Origin of the sequence: Faecalibacterium sp. I2-3-92 (genome assembly GCF_023347315.1) — a bacterium.
In the GTDB taxonomy this organism is placed as follows: domain Bacteria; phylum Bacillota; class Clostridia; order Oscillospirales; family Ruminococcaceae; genus Faecalibacterium; species Faecalibacterium duncaniae.
The window spans coordinates 103,751-119,285 of the sequence record NZ_CP094470.1 but is presented as its reverse complement, the minus strand read 5'-3'; the positions used below and the strand labels follow the sequence as shown (position 1 = coordinate 119,285).

The following is a 15,535-nucleotide window of genomic DNA, read 5'->3' as shown; positions in this document are numbered from 1 at the left end:
GCTTTCCCACCCAAGAGCGCAGCATCTGGGAGGTGGACGAGATGCGGGCAGCACTGGACAGCATGGAGGACCCCATCCTGCATCTGGCGGTGCAGGGGACCACAGGACACGCCAGTGCGGATATGCTGGTGAACACCTACGCTCATATCCAGCAGTCCTCCCGTGTGGAGCTGGGCAAGAAGTTTGAAAGCGGCTTCTATGCCAAGCCCGACACCTCCAGCCCGCAGGCTGTACCCGCCGCAGGCGAACCTACCATCTCCATGACGGCTCTTTTGGAGTTGCTGAAGGATGCCGACCCGGAAATGAAGGCAAAGCTCCGCTTGGCACTGCTCACCTGATGCAAAAAAGGGCACTGATTGCAATGCAATACAGCGCCCTACATCATCGGACATGGAAAACACCGACCGTGCAAAAACCGTGCACCCATGGCTTACAAAACAAAAAAGCCATGAAATCTTTCGATTTCACGGCATTTTCTGGTGCAGTAAAGCAATCCAAATCCGAACCATTTTCCTTTGATGCGGCTTGGGCCGCTTCCTCAAACGTGATGGTCTGTGTACCTTCTTTATAGTTAAAGGTTATCAAAACCTTATCATCGTACAGATAAATCGAATTGATGAACGTATCCACCAACGCTTGCCTCTGGTCTTTCAGGCTCATGTCCAGTTTACGGAAGCGCATCAGCCAGAAACGGATAAATTCCTCTTTGATTTTTGGCTTTGCCAGCTTTTCTTCCGCAATGCGGGCTTCAAGCTCACGCTTGGTTTCTTCGAGCTGTTCCAACCGTTCCTTGGTGGAACTGGTGAGGATTCCGGCTTGAATTGCGTTGAGCATATTCTGGATACCCGATTCTGCATCCCGGAGCTGTTTCTCATAGAGAGGAAGGTTGGTGTTCTCTCGGTCTTGCAGCTCCATGACCTTGGCGATAATGGATTCCATGGCGGCATCGTCCCGGACAAGCTGCATGGTCTGGTTCACCACCAGATCTTCCAGCCACTGTTTGCGGACAGTTTTCTTCTTGCAGCCCTTCTTCTTTTTGGCCGTGGCACATTTATAGTAGCGGTGGACTTCTCCCGTCCGGCTTGTGCCGCTTTCGCCAAACATCAGCGCACCGCAGCAACCACAGTGCAGCTTGGTTGTCAGCAGGTAATCGTCCTCTGCCTTTCTTCGGGCAGGGGCTTTCTTGTTTTTGGCAATCTTTTCCTGCACATCATCGAACAGTTCCAGCGGCACGATGGGCGGAATCGCATCCGGCACGACCACATCCCGGAATTTCAGTTCTCCGATATAACGCCGGTTTTTGAGCATGTGCTCCACGCTGTTGTAAGTAAATTCGCCTCCGACCGGGTTCTTGATGCCGTTTTCATTCAGCCAGTCCCGAATCTCTTTCATCGTGAGGCCATCCCGATACTTCGTGAACGATTCCAGCACGAAAGGGGAGGCAAGCGGGTCGATGTGAAATTTCCGCTCGGAATCCAGCGTATATCCAAACGTTCCACGACCACCGTTGCAGCGGCCTTTCAGGATGTTCTCTGTCTGTCCACGGACAACCTTTTCGGCAAGGTCGGCAGAGTAGTATTCTGCATAGCCCTCCAGAACCGATTCCAGAATGATACCCTCTGGCCCCTCGGAGATGATCTCCGTAGCCGACATGAGCTTGACACCGTTCTTCTTCAGCTGGGTCTTATACCGGGCACTGTCGTAGCGATTCCGGGCAAAGCGGTCAAGTTTCCAGACCAGAACAATATCAAACAGCTTCTTGTCGCTGTCCTTTATCATCTGTTGGAATTGAGGGCGATTATCCGTCTTGGCAGAGATGGCGCGGTCAATGTAGTGCTTGACGATAGTGATGTCATTCTTTTCGGCATAGGCCGTGCATTCACGAATCTGGCCTTCGATGGATTCTTCGCGCTGGTTATCACTGGAATAGCGGGCGTAGATCACAGCGGTCATGGCAAGCACCTCTCTTTACACGTCATTGAACGGTGGAGCGTTCTTTCAAAGCATTGTTTCGTATAATGTATATACCATGTTTTGATGGAGAAATCAAGACTTTTTATTATCTTCAGTTTTTCTTTTTGAACAATTGGCCCAACAGCCACCCCTCTCGTTGAAATGAGGTGACTGTTGGGCCGACTTGCTCGGATTCCTTTATTCTTCGTTTAGCTGGACGATGGTATTATAAAAGATTTTGTTTGGAATAACGACTTGAAGAACACCCTTTTTCAAAAGTGCTTCTATGCGTTTCATGACATACCAGTCACTTACCGGAGCAGAAATCGCTTTTAATACGTCTGCGGTAAGTTCACCAACCGAAATAGGAATTCTCGATACTAAACTAATAATTCTCTGGTCGAAATAATCTATGTTAACGCTTTTAACATCGTTCGCATGCCAAATACGCATGGAGGTGTTTTCGTTTAATAGCTTTCCCCATCTTTTGGCATACTCAGTAATAGTTTCTTCCGTCAAATACTTTTGTGAGATCTTATCGGTTTTCCCTTCCATAAATTCTTTCAGACCTTCTCTGGATGCAAGCAAAATTCTATTTGTACCATACTTTGCTGCATAGTAACAAATATAATAAATGCCGCACCAACAATCGGCAGAACTCCTGACCCAAACACGCAGTGGCTTATGATTTATCATATCACATTGAACCGCATTCGCTGTACCATGATATTTCGACCACAGTTGTCTAGCTTCAATTTGGCTGTCAGGATAATATTCTGAAAGGCAATTCACGAATTGTTTGCAACGATATTCTGAATCGCAAGCATATTGAAGTTCTCCCATTGATAACATAAACGGAAACAACTTTACACTTTCGACGATGCCTAAAGCTGCTAACATATTGACATCACTGGGTTCAAAAACAATTTCATCCATAGCTGGTCAAAATCATAATTTCGGGATGGTAACTTGTGTAGTTGCACTCCAATAGATTGGTTTGCTTGAGCCAACCACTCCAAAATAACACCCAACGCTGCAATCAAGATAAGTTCCAACATCATAGAAGTCATATGTATAGGTTGTATTATATATACTTTGTTCTGGAACTAGTGCTGTCGTTGAAAATGGGCAGCTTCGTTCGATGTTATCGGAATAGCTCGTGTAGTAATCCGTTCCTGAAACATTTTTTATTAAATCCGGGCCAATACCGACGGTAGTTCCACTCATATAAAAGCCCAATCCATTGGCCTTTGTATAAAGAACTCTCCATGTTCCATCAATATACGATACAACTCTTGAGCCGTCTGTATTAGAAACAGGAATGCGCATTGGAACCTCGGCCAAAACATAAAATCCGAGATTCTCTTGTTCTTGCACAGAAAGATTGAGAAGTTCTTCTATCGAATAATCATCGATCTTTCTCTTATTTCCAGTTGCAAATGCTGGCTGAATGGTCAGGAGAAATAAAACCGTGACCAATAGAATGGAAATCAGCCGTTTGATTTTGTTAGTCATAGTATACTGCCTCCTAATTTATTTTTTTTCTTCACTCAATACACTAAAGCTCCATTGGAATCACCTTCATTAAATTTTCCCCTTCAGGTGTATACTCCTCGGCAAATAAATGTGAACCATACAAATGCTGAAACTACTAGAATACTGCTGGAATAGAAAATATTGTGACCTTACACTGCTTTGGGTGATTACTTTGCTTTCCTTCATTGAATAGCTAGAACAACAGCTACTATCAAGAACAAAGTTGAAAGCCCAAGCTGAACCCATGCAATTTTTTCGTTTTCGGCATTGTTACAGCCTTTGGAGGATACTGCCACTTGGATATAATGCACTGCTACGATTCCATATGAGAAAAACAAAGAAGCCCAAGCATAAGGTACTGCGCTTTTATCTGTCAATCGGACAAGATTACTAGTCCATACTGAAATGCAGCCCCAAAGGGCAAAAGGAGCAATAAGAAAAAAGTTGCTTTTGCCTTTTTTCATTCTTAGCCTCCCACAGCTTGATGGTACGATTTTGTAGTATCCATAAGGTGTCCACCGGAATCATACGAATACAAAATATCATGATAGCAATGGGTATAGTAGCTATTATCATATGCGAAATGGACTTCATACAGCGATTGATTTATAACAACTTTCGATGGAGAAGTAGCTAGAACCACACTAACCAAAAAGGATCCAACCGTAACAGCAGTGCTTCCCGGCAAGTGCAACCCAGTAATTAAAAGGCTTGCTGCAGTTTCAACTCCACCAATCTCAATTTGCGCAATCGCCGTATTGTCAATTGTATAGCTGAGATTTGATACAAATATATGCTTATACTGTGATCCTGTAACATCACTTCCAACAGTGGCTCCCCTTGTTTGAGGCATAGATTTTGAAGTTGCTAATTTCAAAAAGACATCATAGCTTTGATTGGTCAATTTGCTTTTTTTCGTTTTTTGGGCTTTCGTATAGACAAGTTCACCTGTACCATCTTCTTTAACGCTCCGGTTCAAGGTAACATTTTGTCCATCAATATCAGTAAAGCGAGTTACTTCAATGATCGTATTTTTATCTATTTTGTAGGACACTTGCACAGTTCTTGCAACAGTAGCCACCAAATTTTCACGGTCGCTTTTAGAAATAATTTTTGTTTTACTGATTGCACTGTCTGCAAAAGCCGTTGTCATTGGCAAATTTTGTAAAGCGGCTACTGTTATGCCTAAACATAAAGTTTTCAAGAATTCTCTTCGAGATACATCTTTCATATTCTATCACCTCACATCGTTTTTGATATAATGTCTATCATATGAGTTTAGTTGCGATCAAGCGATTCAGGGACATCCGGCTGATACGCTGTAAAGCAGCAGGTGCTATTCACACTTAAGACTGCAATCGCCATTGCAAAAGCACATGTAATTTTACTCAGGAAAAAAATCAGTTTTTGTGAATTCTGTTTCATATTGTCCTCCACATTACATAGAATACGTTACATCGACTTCATTGTTTGTTCCGCGAGGAGTTCCCTTCAGCCAGCAAGTATGAGAAGCAATACCATTATAAGCGTTACTGGTAAAGGTGAGTTTTGCCGAACTGGAGTTATACGTCAAACTTGCATCACTATATGTGGAACCCAAAGTTGTAATCGAATAGTCCCATGCATTTGTGACTTTGTTATTCGTCACTGTCATATAAAAATATGCATGAATCACCACTCCCTTATACGAAACCTTCCAAGAATTCGACGATTTCGCTACACGAGAAATTGAATTGTCCACTGACTCGATAGTAATAGTTGCTGGATCACCATTACTGTCAACTACCGCAATTGCGAGCTTCTCGTTTGCCTTCAGTTGATCGAGATTGCTAAAAGTAACAACATTGTTCTTAACGGTAGCCTTCGGTGAATTCGATTCAGCGAAGGCAGACTGAACGCCAAACGACATTACAACCGCAATAAAAAGCAGACTCGCCGTAAGTTTTTTGATGAATTTTCTTGTACTCATGATCACATTTTCCTTTCCTTATTTTGATTTGATTGCTTTTACGACTAAATAAATGACCAGTATGCCGATGCAGAGCGAAATAATTGTCAATGCCTCTGCCGTTGCATTAAGGCAAGCACCAATAAAATAAACCAATACCAAAAATGCAACAAAAGCGATAAGAAGCAGCACCCATTTGTTTTTTTTCATGTTATCACCTCCCTATCTACAAAAGTTGGCATTAAATTTTTGTTGAACCAAAGGAATTGTTGAGAATACAATCAATACCCATTTGGAGAGATAGTAGCAAACTACATGACGTGTATACGGAAGCACATTAAAAATGGCAAGCAGGAAATCTATTGACGAAAGAACAGATGCGACCATCTTGTAACTTGACCGCTTCTTTTCACTTAAAGGCTTATTCTTTGCTTCGATAGGTGAGAGAAAGATAGAGATGCCCAAAAGAGCTACTGTTGTCAGGATACGGAAAAGGTGATTTGCTGCGATTGCCTTACTTAGCAAAATGCAGATAAGTGCCAGTCCGGAGAATGCCAAATAGCATCTGGTGTGCGATGTTGCATGGTATCCGCCAATGTAGATTCGCTGTGGGATAAACCCAATCAAAAATGAAAGTGCGTACCGCACATCACCACACACAACAGCGATTAAAACAACAAGCAGAACGCTCACAACAGATGATATGAGCAACTCGTACCCATAGACATACGCATCCGCCTTTGCTTCATCTATCACTTTTTGCTCGCAGAAAAGACGGACTGATTTTTGAGACAGCGTGCGTTCCCACATTGCAGTTGCGCCACCTTATCTTCTGATTTTTGCTTCACTGTATCATAAATTTCAGCAAAATCAAGAGGTTTGGCAAAACTGGTCGTTCTGGTGACAAAAGTGGTAGGTCAGGCTACTTGTAAGGAGCCTTTGCACAGTCTATAATAGTAGCAGGACATTATTTTGTGGAGGTTGTCGAAATGCTGAAGTACCACGTTGCAGTCTGCGATGATGAGAAATCAGACCTTGATGGCATTGTTCAAAGCGTCCAGCAGTACGATGTGCAAGGCTGCTTTGACATTGAAACTTACATGGATGGAAACGAACTTCTGAGCGAATTGCAAATGCAGAAGAAATCCTTTGATCTGCTTCTTCTCGATATCGAGATGCCATCCAACGGTTTTCAGCTGGCGCAGTCTTTGATTCAGATGGAGAAGCATCCTTTGGTGGTATTTGTCACGAAGCGGCATGAGTACGCTGTGCAGGGATATGGCATTGCATTCCGCTACCTTGTCAAACCTTTGGATCAGACGCTGTTCGCTGCGGCAATGGATGCCGTCCTTCAGGAACTGAACTCCAAACATTTCACGATCGAATACGATGGTGTTACCATGTCCTTGGAAACATCGGACATTTACTTTCTGGAAAGCCACGGACATAAAGTTCTGATTCACTGCAAGGAGCAAGACCTTACATTGCGAATGAGCATTCCTGAAGCCTTGGAGCAGCTTCCCAAACGGTGCTTTGTGTCACCACACAAAAGTTATCTCGTCAACATGGAACACATTGTTTACGCTACGGGAACCGCTGTTTTTCTTTCCAGCGGACATCAGCTGCCGATCAGCAGGAGGAAGCGTCAGGAGTTCAATCAGATCTTCAACGCTTATTTGGGAAGATGATGCTTTATTATTTCGTTGAGTTTGCAGGGAGCTTTGCCAACATTGCCCTGTTGCTGCTTTTTATCGGTCGGCTGTTTCCCAAAAAGGAGCCCGTCTCAAGGTGGTTCTATGCCTATGTTGCACTCTTGATTGCTGGGCAGTGTGCTTTGAGTTTATTCCCGGATTGGGTGACGCAGCGCACGATCTATCTTTTAGTTGGCGGATTTTTCCTTGCATTGCTGTTCTATGAGGTTCGACCGTGGCAGGCGGTTTTTGCAAGCGGAGCTTTCTTCACACTGATTGCTTTGGTGGAAGTGCTTGCAATGCTTCTGATTGGGCTGCGTATCCCGGATACCGACATTCTGATGCAGGCTGGGGCAGCACGGTTGGTCTATATTGTTTTTTCAAACCTGATTCAAATTCCACTCGTAGTTCTGATTTCACATTTTTTCAGCCGAAAGGGAAATGCTCTGCGCATCCTATGGCTGTTGCCGATCATTGCGATTCAAATCGCAAGTATCGCGGTCTGTTATGTGGCACAGTATCATGCTGCGGATGATTATTTCCCTGATTATATGGTCGGCCTTATGGCTGTACTTCTCCTTATAAACATCCTGATCGTGTTCTATGTGGAAGCTCTCCGGGAAAATGAGCTAGAAAAATTCAAAGTCAAGTTCAATGAGCAGCAGTACAACCTTCAAATGGAATACTACCAGCAGCTCAAAGAACGTCAGGAAGAAGTCCGTTCTCTACAGCATGATGTGAAGAAATACATTCTGGCGATGCAGGCAGTTGCAGAACACGGTGATACCGAAGAACTTCACAAGATCGCACAGGCCGTCACGAATGTTTTCGAGCGTTCCACAAATATTTCTGCTGTCGGAAATCCTGTTGTTGATGCTCTTTTGAATTATTACTTACGAATTGCGGAAAGGAATAACATCAAAGTCAAACTGGATGTGACGATTCCTGAAGTTCTGACGATCTCATCGTTGTCTTTGAGCATCATCATCGGAAACACATTTGACAATGCCATTGAAGCCTGCTGCGACTTGCCAGCAGAACAGCGAATCATTCATCTACAGCTGCGCAAGCAGTATCGCAGTCTCTTTTACCGGCTTGAGAATCCATACAGCGATACCGTTCGCAGCATCCGCATCGGAGAGTATCACGGTTACGGACTAAAGAACATAAATCGTATCGTTCAAGAGAACCATGGCGACTTCTACACAAAGAAGAAGGACGGTGTGTTTACCGTCCAAGTCCGCCTGAACTGCGAAAATTAAAACATTCTTCTAAAACGCAGCCTTGCTTTCGCTTGTACTTTGTGTGTTTCGTTCATCTGATGTATTCATTATCCTGAAGTGTTGACACGCATTCGTACTTATGTTATCATTCCCAACAAATCCACAGAGATTTCTGTAAAGAAACGATTCTGTGCGGTTTTATTTCCTGCGAAGATTTACCGCCCCGCAACACACCCGATCATTTTGCCGTCTGTTTCACCCGACAAAATCCTTCGCCTGTACTGCGTGGGCGGTATTTTTCTTTTCCGGGGAAGATTGCACCTTGAAAATTTCATGAGCCGACCGAACGTGATACCGGCTCTCCAGTCAACGCCGCTGCAAAACAGGGGCAGGAACTTCGTTCGGGGCAAACGGCGATTCACATATATGAGCAGTGGAACTCTCTACTTATTTTTGCGTCTTAACAATTCGGAAACAACTTTCGGAAATACGTTTTGAGCGCAGCAGTGGAGAGCAAGAACCGTCCCGTGGCCACAAATTTTCAATTCTTGAAAATGTTGTGTTCCACCGGGACTTCACTTCTTCAATGCGTCTGCATTTCCGATGTGATCTTGTTGGGGCGTGCCTGCCCCAAACCCTGCTCATAGTTCGCGCCTGATGGCGCGAACAAACGGCGTGTCGTGCTTACATAACTTCACCGAGGAGTTATCGAACAGACAGGAGGTACAATGACCGAAACGAATGTTCAACCGATTCCTAGCAATTCCCAGCACCACGACACGCCGAACAACAAAACGCACGTCATCAAGTTCCGTGTGACAGCGGAGGAAAAAACGTCACTGGAACTCACTTGCAAACTCCTAAATCTCTCCCTCTCCACTTTTATCCGCCGTGCCATCCACAACGTCAAGATCGAGAAAATAATCATCGTTGCCGGCGGCGGAGAAGAAACCCTGACCGCTGTTTCCACTTTGCTTGCCCAGTGCAGCAAGGTGGGCAGCAATCTCAACCAGCTTGCAAGGCACTTCAATTCCGGCGGTGCGGACACCGAGCAGATCCGGGCGAAAATCCTTGACGAACTTGCAGACCTGACCGCATTCCGGCTCAGCGCCGAGAAAGTTCTGGGTGAACTGTATGACAACGCTCAAGCATATCGCCTCTAAGAATTCGGACTACACCGCCATCGAAGCGTACCTCGTTTACCAGCACGACGCGTTCACCGGAAAGCAACTTCTGGATGAGCACGGCAAGCCGAAGCTGCGGGATTCGTACCTGCTCGACACCCTTGAGTGCGGCGATTTCTCGTTCGCAACGGCCTGTCTGCTGGCAAACCGCAAGTATGGCAAGAACACCCAACGCGATGATATTAAGAGCCATCAGTATATCATCAGCTTCGACCCCAGAGATGCAGCCGACAACAGCTTGACCATGGAAAAAGCACAGGCACTTGGCCTGAAATTCTGCGAAGAAAACTTCCCCGGTCATCCTGCCATCGTCTGCACCCACCCGGATGGGCACAACCATTCGGGAAACATCCATGTCCACATCGTGATCGGCAGCGTCCGAACACGAGAGGTGGAGCGCAAGCCCTATATGCAGAAGCCCCGCGACTGGCTAGAGGGCATGAAGCACTCCAGCACCGCCCAGACCATGCGGCACCTCCGTGTCGAGGTCATGGAGCTGTGCGAAAGTGCCGGACTGTACCAGATTGACCTGCTCAACGGCTCGAAAGAGCGCGTGAGCGAAGCTGAGTATTGGGCGCGTAGGCGTGGTCAGTTGAAACTTGACCGTGAGAACGCAGCCCTCACCGCAGCTGGACAGCAGCCCCGGCAGAAGAAGTTTGAAACTGTGAAGGATACTTTACGGAGACAGATTTCGTCTGTATTGTACCGTGCCACGAGCTTTGAAGATTTTTCCGACAGGCTCTTGCAGCAGTACGGCATTGCCGTCAAGGAAAGTCGCGGATGCCTAAGTTATCTGCCTGCCGGAAGAACAAAGTTCATCCGAGCGAAACATCTCGGTGACAAGTTCGATAAGGCAGCAGTGCTTGCCACGTTGCAGGCAAACACCGAGCGCAAACCCAAGGTACAGTCCAAACCGACCAACCTTGCAAGGCTGATCGATATTCAGGCAAAGCTGACCGAAGGCAAGGGCATTGGCTACGAATGTTGGGCAAAGAAGTTCAACCTCAAAGCCATGTCGCAAACTCTGATCCTCTTGCAGGAGAAAGATTTGCTCAACGAGGATGATCTGAACCAGCGCATCGCCGAACTGGAAACCAAGTATCACGATGCACTGGCGGTGGTGAAAGACCTCGAAGGTCGCATGAAATTCAACAAAGAGCTGCGCTATCATGTCGCAGCCTATGCCAGCACCAAGAACATCGCACAGCAGTTAAAGACTGCCAAACGACCCGCAGCTTTTGAGGAGCAGCATCGTGCAGAGCTGACAGCGTACCGGGCGGCAGCAGCCTATTTCAAGGCAAACAACCTCACCAAGCTGCCCAGCCCGAAAAAGCTGGAAGCCGAGTATGCGCAGCTTGCATCCGAAAAGGCAAAGTTCTACGAGCAGTACAAGGAAGCTAAAGAGGAACTGCTCAAACTAAAAAACGCAAAGCAGAATGTTGCGTCCTTTTTCCGGGAGGAAGAACCGGCGCAGCAGGAGAGATAAAGGAGTGTGCGCATGATCAATCTGAAAATCGACCCTGAGTTCCAGTCCCAGATTCCGCCGTTGACTGATGATGAATTTAAGCAGCTTGAAGAAAACATCTTGAAAGAAGGCAAGCTGATCTCTCCTTTGATCGTGTGGAACAACACCCTTGTTGATGGTCACAACCGTTATGCGATTCTTCAGAAGCACCCCGAAATCTGCTTTTCTACCATGCCGCTCCGCTTTGCGAACCGTGAGGAAGCCCTCGCTTGGATTTGCAAGAATCAGCTGGGGCGGCGCAATCTTTCCCCCGAACAGAAACGTTACCTGCTGGGGAAGCAGTACGAATCCGAAAAGAAAGCCGAGAAGATCTTTCACGGCAACCAGTACACTTTAGCAAAGAAAAGTGGTGGGTCTCACGATGATACCCACCACTCCGGCAAGAAAACCTGCGACCGTATCGCAGAGGAAAACGGCGTCAGTCGTGCATCGGTTCTTCGCGCACGGCACTACACCAAGGGCGTTGACATTGCCGATACTCTTTCTCCCGGCATTAAGAAAAAGGTCTTTTCCGGTGAGGTGAAATTCACCAACGATGAAATGTCCAAGCTTGTGCAGGCAAGTGTCGAGCATCGTGCAGATGTCCTTGCTCAAATCCTGCATCCAGAGGCATTGGAAGTGTTGGAATCTGCCAGCGCAGAATTTGAACCTGAAAAAGCGGAACCCGTTCCCATGCCCACACCACAAACAGAAGAATTTCGGTGCTATCATGTACCGGACGAGTTTATGAAGGTTTACAAATCTTTGAGCCGTGCGACCGAAATGATGAAAAACTCATGGAAGAAAACGCTCAAAAACAATCCCAGCTATTTCACTGACCCAGAAAAGCAGAAGGTTCTCCGCTTCGCAATGCAGCGACCTGCTAACTACCTGACTGAAATCGAAACCTATCTGGAAAAGGCTCTTGCAGAAGCCCTTGAAGAAGAAAAGACCGCATAACAGCAGACACCTGTAAACCATCAACGAGCCCCCAGCCGCAAGTGCAGGGCGGAAAACATCCGCGCCCTTGCGCCTGATAAAAATGGAACTTTGATTTTCTCGCCCGGCTTTGCCACGGTGGGACGATCAAAGGAGCGTGCGTTTGAACAAAAAGAAAAAGTCCACAAACACTTCCCCCTATCCCGATGAAGTCATTGACCGTCTGGCACGGGCATTCTACCCGGCCATCCTTGCCTGCTGGAACAGCGAGGAAGGCCAGCGGGAGTTTGCCGCGTGGCAGGCAGAACAAGCTCATCATGCAAACAACGAAAAACAGGAAGTTCCCACTTGCTGGGTATTCGTAAAACAGTTTTCGAGAAATGACACGGCAACTGCCTGTCAGGATTGGTTACGAGTACCCGGCTAGGCCGAGGAAGCATCAAGTCCCATGGCCGCACCGTCAAGGTGTTGGGTATGGGGCTTTTTGCATTTCAGGAACGTGTACATCTCTGGAAAGGTGTAACACACTAGACTTTGTACCAAAGTCGTGTGCCAAGGGTGCTGCGCCCCTTTGGAATCCCTGCTCATATCGCCTGTGGGCGATGAGGATTCGCCGCACAGAAAGCTCTCACAAAGGTGCACCGGGCTGTCTGCGGCGAGGGAAATGCACTTCTGCGGAAGTGTAATAACCCACTATGACACTTTCAGCCCTGCGGCCTGCAAAGTGTAGTGGGCTCTCCGAGGGGAAACGGTTATATAGGGGCGTTTCGGGCGAATCGCTGCGTACGTGCGTACGGAAGGTTGGTACGCACGTACGCAGTAAAACGGCCAAATTCTCGTATATATGGGTGGTCATTTGACCACGAGTGTGGTATACTTCACTTGGAAAACCAATTAAGGTAGATATAATGCACAGGGATGTGCTTTATATGGTATTACCAAACCAATTTCACACTGAGTACCACCGTGTCACACTGAGTCACACTAAAACTCCGATTCCATGGGGCTTTTTGGTGGTAGAAAGCCCAAAAACAGTGTAACAGCGCTGTTCTGAAAATACAAGCATTTTGAAGAATTCTGGTAGAAACTCGGTAGAAAACCAACTGGATAAAAGTTGGTAGAAACTTGGTAGAAGCCGAAAACAGCCTTAAAACGGTAGAAAGCCTGTTGACAAATCAAACTGGATAATGGACAAAAGCGGACGGTGTTTCATAACAGAAGCGCTGTCCGCTATTTTTATGCCCAAAATTGAATACCGTACATCGCTTCTCAGCAATGAGGAGCGATTTTTTATTTCAGATGAACTATGTCAAGGAGGTTTTTCTATGCCAAACCCTACAAGAATCAGCTTACCGAGGGTAAACTACAACTTCGATGCTAAGGCTTGTGTTCCGGTTCTTACCGTAATGCTCAACAAGGTCGAAAAGGATTATTCCACTGTCGATGAACTGTGTGACCACGATGAGCTGTCGAAGTTCACCCGTGATGAGATCAAAAATGCTGTATCTGAGCTGAACGGCAGAAAGTTTCTCCTGAAAGTGGATAAGCCGTATGGCTGTGTTTATGCGGTAAATAAGCTGTACATAGCGAACATGGAATTTGTGTACGGCAGATAAGCTGAGGGAGGAATGGAAATGGACAATCATAAGGCTCTTGAAGATGCTGTGTTGGCTATCAAATATGCCGATACTCCCGTGAAAGTCGGCTCGTTCCAGGGCTTTGACCTGAGCGTTACAGTAAACAGCAACATGATAGGCGGCGGTATGTCGGCTGGCCTGCAAGGTGCCACTTCACATACCACGAAGCTGATCGAGAGTTTTGCCCACAACTTGAATCGTCTTGAAGCTGCCCTCTACAACATCGACGGCAGAATCGAGAGAACGCAGGATAACCTCGCAAAGCTCAGGCTTGACCACGCAGAAGCGCAGAAGATCGTAGCAGAGCCGTTCCCCCAGCAGGAGGAGCTTGATACTAAGGAGCAAAGGCTGAAAGTCGTAACTGATGAGCTGAATCAGGCGGCTATCGAAGCAAAGAAGAACGCTCCGAAGCGTGAAAAGACTTGCTACTTTGAGAGGGCGAAGATGAAGCGTGATGCCGCAAGGCTCGGCAAAAAGCCAAAAACGCCGAAGGACCAGACAAAGGGCAGGAGCAAGAAGCAAGGAATTGAATAAGCAACTATAAGATTATTCTAAGTAAGTATGCATCCCAATAAGTGAAAAATGATATAATTCACATTATTGGGATGCAATTTCTATCTTGACAGAAAGAAAAAAAGATGTATAATATATAATGGGGTTTGTGTACCCTTTTGATGTTTTCAAGTTATAATCCACACAAGTTGGCTTGTGTAAAATATTACTTAAATACAATGCGAGGAAAGGAATTATCATGGCAAATAAAGAGAAAATGGGCCCTCCTACATTAGAAATGATTCAGGGCAATCCGTACAATTATACTTTTGATGAAGTAGCCAAATGTATGGGAGAAGAACGAGCTAAGTCTTTATTCAAAACCTTGTATAAAAATGGCGTAAGTCCTAAAAATCAAACTATGACTATAAAAGACATATATGTAGGGGGAGATACTACAAAGTATGCTTTTGAATTACAAGATGGCTACTGCATTGAAACAGTATGCATTAAAAGAAGGACTGGCAATACGGTATGCGTTAGCACTATGGTCGGTTGTCCGGTGGGGTGTATTTTCTGTGCATCAGGAAAAAATGGATTTATTCGCAATCTTTCACCAGCTGAAATAGTTCAGCAAATCGTTCTTTTGAAAGAACGTGTCAACAGAATCGTTTTTATGGGGATGGGAGAACCTCTCTTTAATTATGATAATCTGATTAAAAGTATTCATATACTTCGTGATCGCAATGGACTTAATTTTCCTACAGATGGCATAAATGTATCGACTGTTGGACCAGTTGAACAGTTGAAGCGACTGAGAGAGGAGCATTTAAAGATTCAGTTTACACTCTCTCTTCACGCAACGGATCAAGCAACTAGAAACATGATTATGCCGCACATGAAATCCAATAGCATTCATAGTGTTGTCGAAGCTGCGCTTTCCTATTCTGAACGACATAACAGAAAGATTACCATTGCATATCTGCTCGCTCCTGGAATTAATGATAGGGCTTCAGACGTAAGACAACTTGGTAAATGGTTTAGAGGAAAAAATGTACTGATTAATCTTTTACAATATAATGAAACTGCCTGTAAGAGAATCAAACGTCCTAACAAGCAACAATTGGTTGCATTTAAGATTAGACTAGAGGAGGCTGGCTTGGAAGTAAAACTTCGGGAATCAAGAGGTAATAGAATAAAAGCTGCCTGTGGTCAATTAGTAAGTGATTATAATAAAGGGAACGACGCTCCTACGTCTGATTCACCTGAAAAGATGTCGCCTGTGATACACAAGCTTTCTGACAATAAAGCTGATACAACAAGAGGGATAAGAAAAGAAAAACGTCACCCTTTTGCAAAACATAAAGCCAAAAGGAAACGTAAGAAAAACTAATGATGAATTATCCCTCTAACCATTGTTGACTATTC

General features: G+C 45.6%; 19 protein-coding genes. 10 read left to right on the top strand and 9 right to left on the bottom strand.

Going from position 1 to position 15,535, the window contains the following annotated elements; translation table 11 throughout:
* The first annotated feature begins 41 nt into the window (after positions 1 to 41).
* On the top strand, positions 42 to 338 hold the full coding sequence (locus tag MTP42_RS00560; RefSeq protein ID WP_249257721.1) for a hypothetical protein: 297 nt from the start codon (positions 42 to 44) through the stop codon (positions 336 to 338).
* Positions 339 to 381: 43 nt separating this feature from the next.
* Here MTP42_RS00560 and MTP42_RS00555 read toward each other — a convergent pair whose 3' ends face one another.
* The 9 genes from MTP42_RS00555 to MTP42_RS00515 all read right to left on the bottom strand — a co-directional run bounded on the left by MTP42_RS00555 (position 382) and on the right by MTP42_RS00515 (position 6,247).
* Entirely contained in the window at positions 382 to 1,953 is a 1,572-nt protein-coding gene (locus MTP42_RS00555; protein ID WP_249257720.1) for a recombinase family protein, read from the bottom strand.
* A gap of 198 nt (positions 1,954 to 2,151) precedes the next feature.
* Entirely contained in the window at positions 2,152 to 2,889 is a 738-nt protein-coding gene (locus tag MTP42_RS00550; protein ID WP_223387800.1) for a DUF3658 domain-containing protein, read from the bottom strand.
* 12 nt (positions 2,890 to 2,901) lie between these two features.
* On the bottom strand, positions 2,902 to 3,468 hold the full coding sequence (locus MTP42_RS00545) for a hypothetical protein (protein WP_005934531.1): 567 nt from the start codon (positions 3,466 to 3,468) through the stop codon (positions 2,902 to 2,904).
* A 203-nt stretch (positions 3,469 to 3,671) separates the two neighbouring features.
* Positions 3,672 to 3,953 (bottom strand): hypothetical protein, encoded by a 282-nt coding sequence (locus tag MTP42_RS00540; protein WP_005943373.1) that lies wholly within the window; start codon positions 3,951 to 3,953, stop codon positions 3,672 to 3,674.
* Positions 3,954 to 3,955: 2 nt separating this feature from the next.
* Positions 3,956 to 4,720, bottom strand: a complete 765-nt coding sequence (locus MTP42_RS00535; protein ID WP_005934532.1) for a hypothetical protein — start codon at positions 4,718 to 4,720, stop codon at positions 3,956 to 3,958.
* A 47-nt stretch (positions 4,721 to 4,767) separates the two neighbouring features.
* Positions 4,768 to 4,914 (bottom strand): cyclic lactone autoinducer peptide, encoded by a 147-nt coding sequence (locus MTP42_RS00530; protein WP_081027705.1) that lies wholly within the window; start codon positions 4,912 to 4,914, stop codon positions 4,768 to 4,770.
* A gap of 13 nt (positions 4,915 to 4,927) precedes the next feature.
* The gene (locus MTP42_RS00525) at positions 4,928 to 5,458 is read right to left on the bottom strand and encodes a DUF5626 family protein (RefSeq protein WP_005934533.1); all 531 of its coding nucleotides are present in this window, start codon (positions 5,456 to 5,458) and stop codon (positions 4,928 to 4,930) included.
* Between the two features lie 18 nt (positions 5,459 to 5,476).
* Positions 5,477 to 5,647, bottom strand: coding sequence for a hypothetical protein (locus tag MTP42_RS00520; RefSeq protein WP_005924488.1), 171 nt, complete (start codon positions 5,645 to 5,647; stop codon positions 5,477 to 5,479).
* Positions 5,648 to 5,659: 12 nt separating this feature from the next.
* Positions 5,660 to 6,247, bottom strand: a complete 588-nt coding sequence (locus tag MTP42_RS00515; RefSeq protein ID WP_005924490.1) for an accessory gene regulator B family protein — start codon at positions 6,245 to 6,247, stop codon at positions 5,660 to 5,662.
* Between the two features lie 179 nt (positions 6,248 to 6,426).
* On the opposite strand from MTP42_RS00515, the gene MTP42_RS00510 reads away from it, so the two are divergent.
* From MTP42_RS00510 to rlmN, 9 genes are all read left to right on the top strand, one after another.
* Positions 6,427 to 7,125: a LytR/AlgR family response regulator transcription factor gene (locus MTP42_RS00510; RefSeq protein ID WP_005924492.1), complete on the top strand. Its 699-nt coding sequence runs from the start codon at positions 6,427 to 6,429 to the stop codon at positions 7,123 to 7,125.
* Positions 7,122 to 8,390 (top strand): GHKL domain-containing protein, encoded by a 1,269-nt coding sequence (locus MTP42_RS00505; protein ID WP_249257719.1) that lies wholly within the window; start codon positions 7,122 to 7,124, stop codon positions 8,388 to 8,390. The genes MTP42_RS00510 and MTP42_RS00505 overlap by 4 nt, the downstream gene beginning before the upstream one ends.
* A 689-nt stretch (positions 8,391 to 9,079) precedes the next feature.
* Entirely contained in the window at positions 9,080 to 9,514 is a 435-nt protein-coding gene (locus tag MTP42_RS00500; protein WP_249257718.1) for a plasmid mobilization protein, read from the top strand.
* Positions 9,486 to 11,021, top strand: a complete 1,536-nt coding sequence (locus tag MTP42_RS00495) for a relaxase/mobilization nuclease domain-containing protein (RefSeq protein ID WP_249257717.1) — start codon at positions 9,486 to 9,488, stop codon at positions 11,019 to 11,021. Before MTP42_RS00500 ends, MTP42_RS00495 begins: the two co-directional genes overlap by 29 nt.
* Positions 11,022 to 11,033: 12 nt before the next feature.
* Entirely contained in the window at positions 11,034 to 11,999 is a 966-nt protein-coding gene (locus MTP42_RS00490) for a hypothetical protein (protein WP_249257716.1), read from the top strand.
* Between the two features lie 136 nt (positions 12,000 to 12,135).
* Positions 12,136 to 12,405: a hypothetical protein gene (locus MTP42_RS00485; RefSeq protein ID WP_242994758.1), complete on the top strand. Its 270-nt coding sequence runs from the start codon at positions 12,136 to 12,138 to the stop codon at positions 12,403 to 12,405.
* A gap of 898 nt (positions 12,406 to 13,303) precedes the next feature.
* The gene (locus MTP42_RS00480; RefSeq protein ID WP_046438128.1) at positions 13,304 to 13,594 is read left to right on the top strand and encodes a hypothetical protein; all 291 of its coding nucleotides are present in this window, start codon (positions 13,304 to 13,306) and stop codon (positions 13,592 to 13,594) included.
* A gap of 18 nt (positions 13,595 to 13,612) precedes the next feature.
* The gene (locus MTP42_RS00475; RefSeq protein WP_046438127.1) at positions 13,613 to 14,149 is read left to right on the top strand and encodes a hypothetical protein; all 537 of its coding nucleotides are present in this window, start codon (positions 13,613 to 13,615) and stop codon (positions 14,147 to 14,149) included.
* 217 nt (positions 14,150 to 14,366) lie between these two features.
* Positions 14,367 to 15,500: a 23S rRNA (adenine(2503)-C(2))-methyltransferase RlmN gene (gene rlmN, locus MTP42_RS00470; protein ID WP_226943064.1), complete on the top strand. Its 1,134-nt coding sequence runs from the start codon at positions 14,367 to 14,369 to the stop codon at positions 15,498 to 15,500.
* Positions 15,501 to 15,535 lie beyond the last annotated feature (35 nt).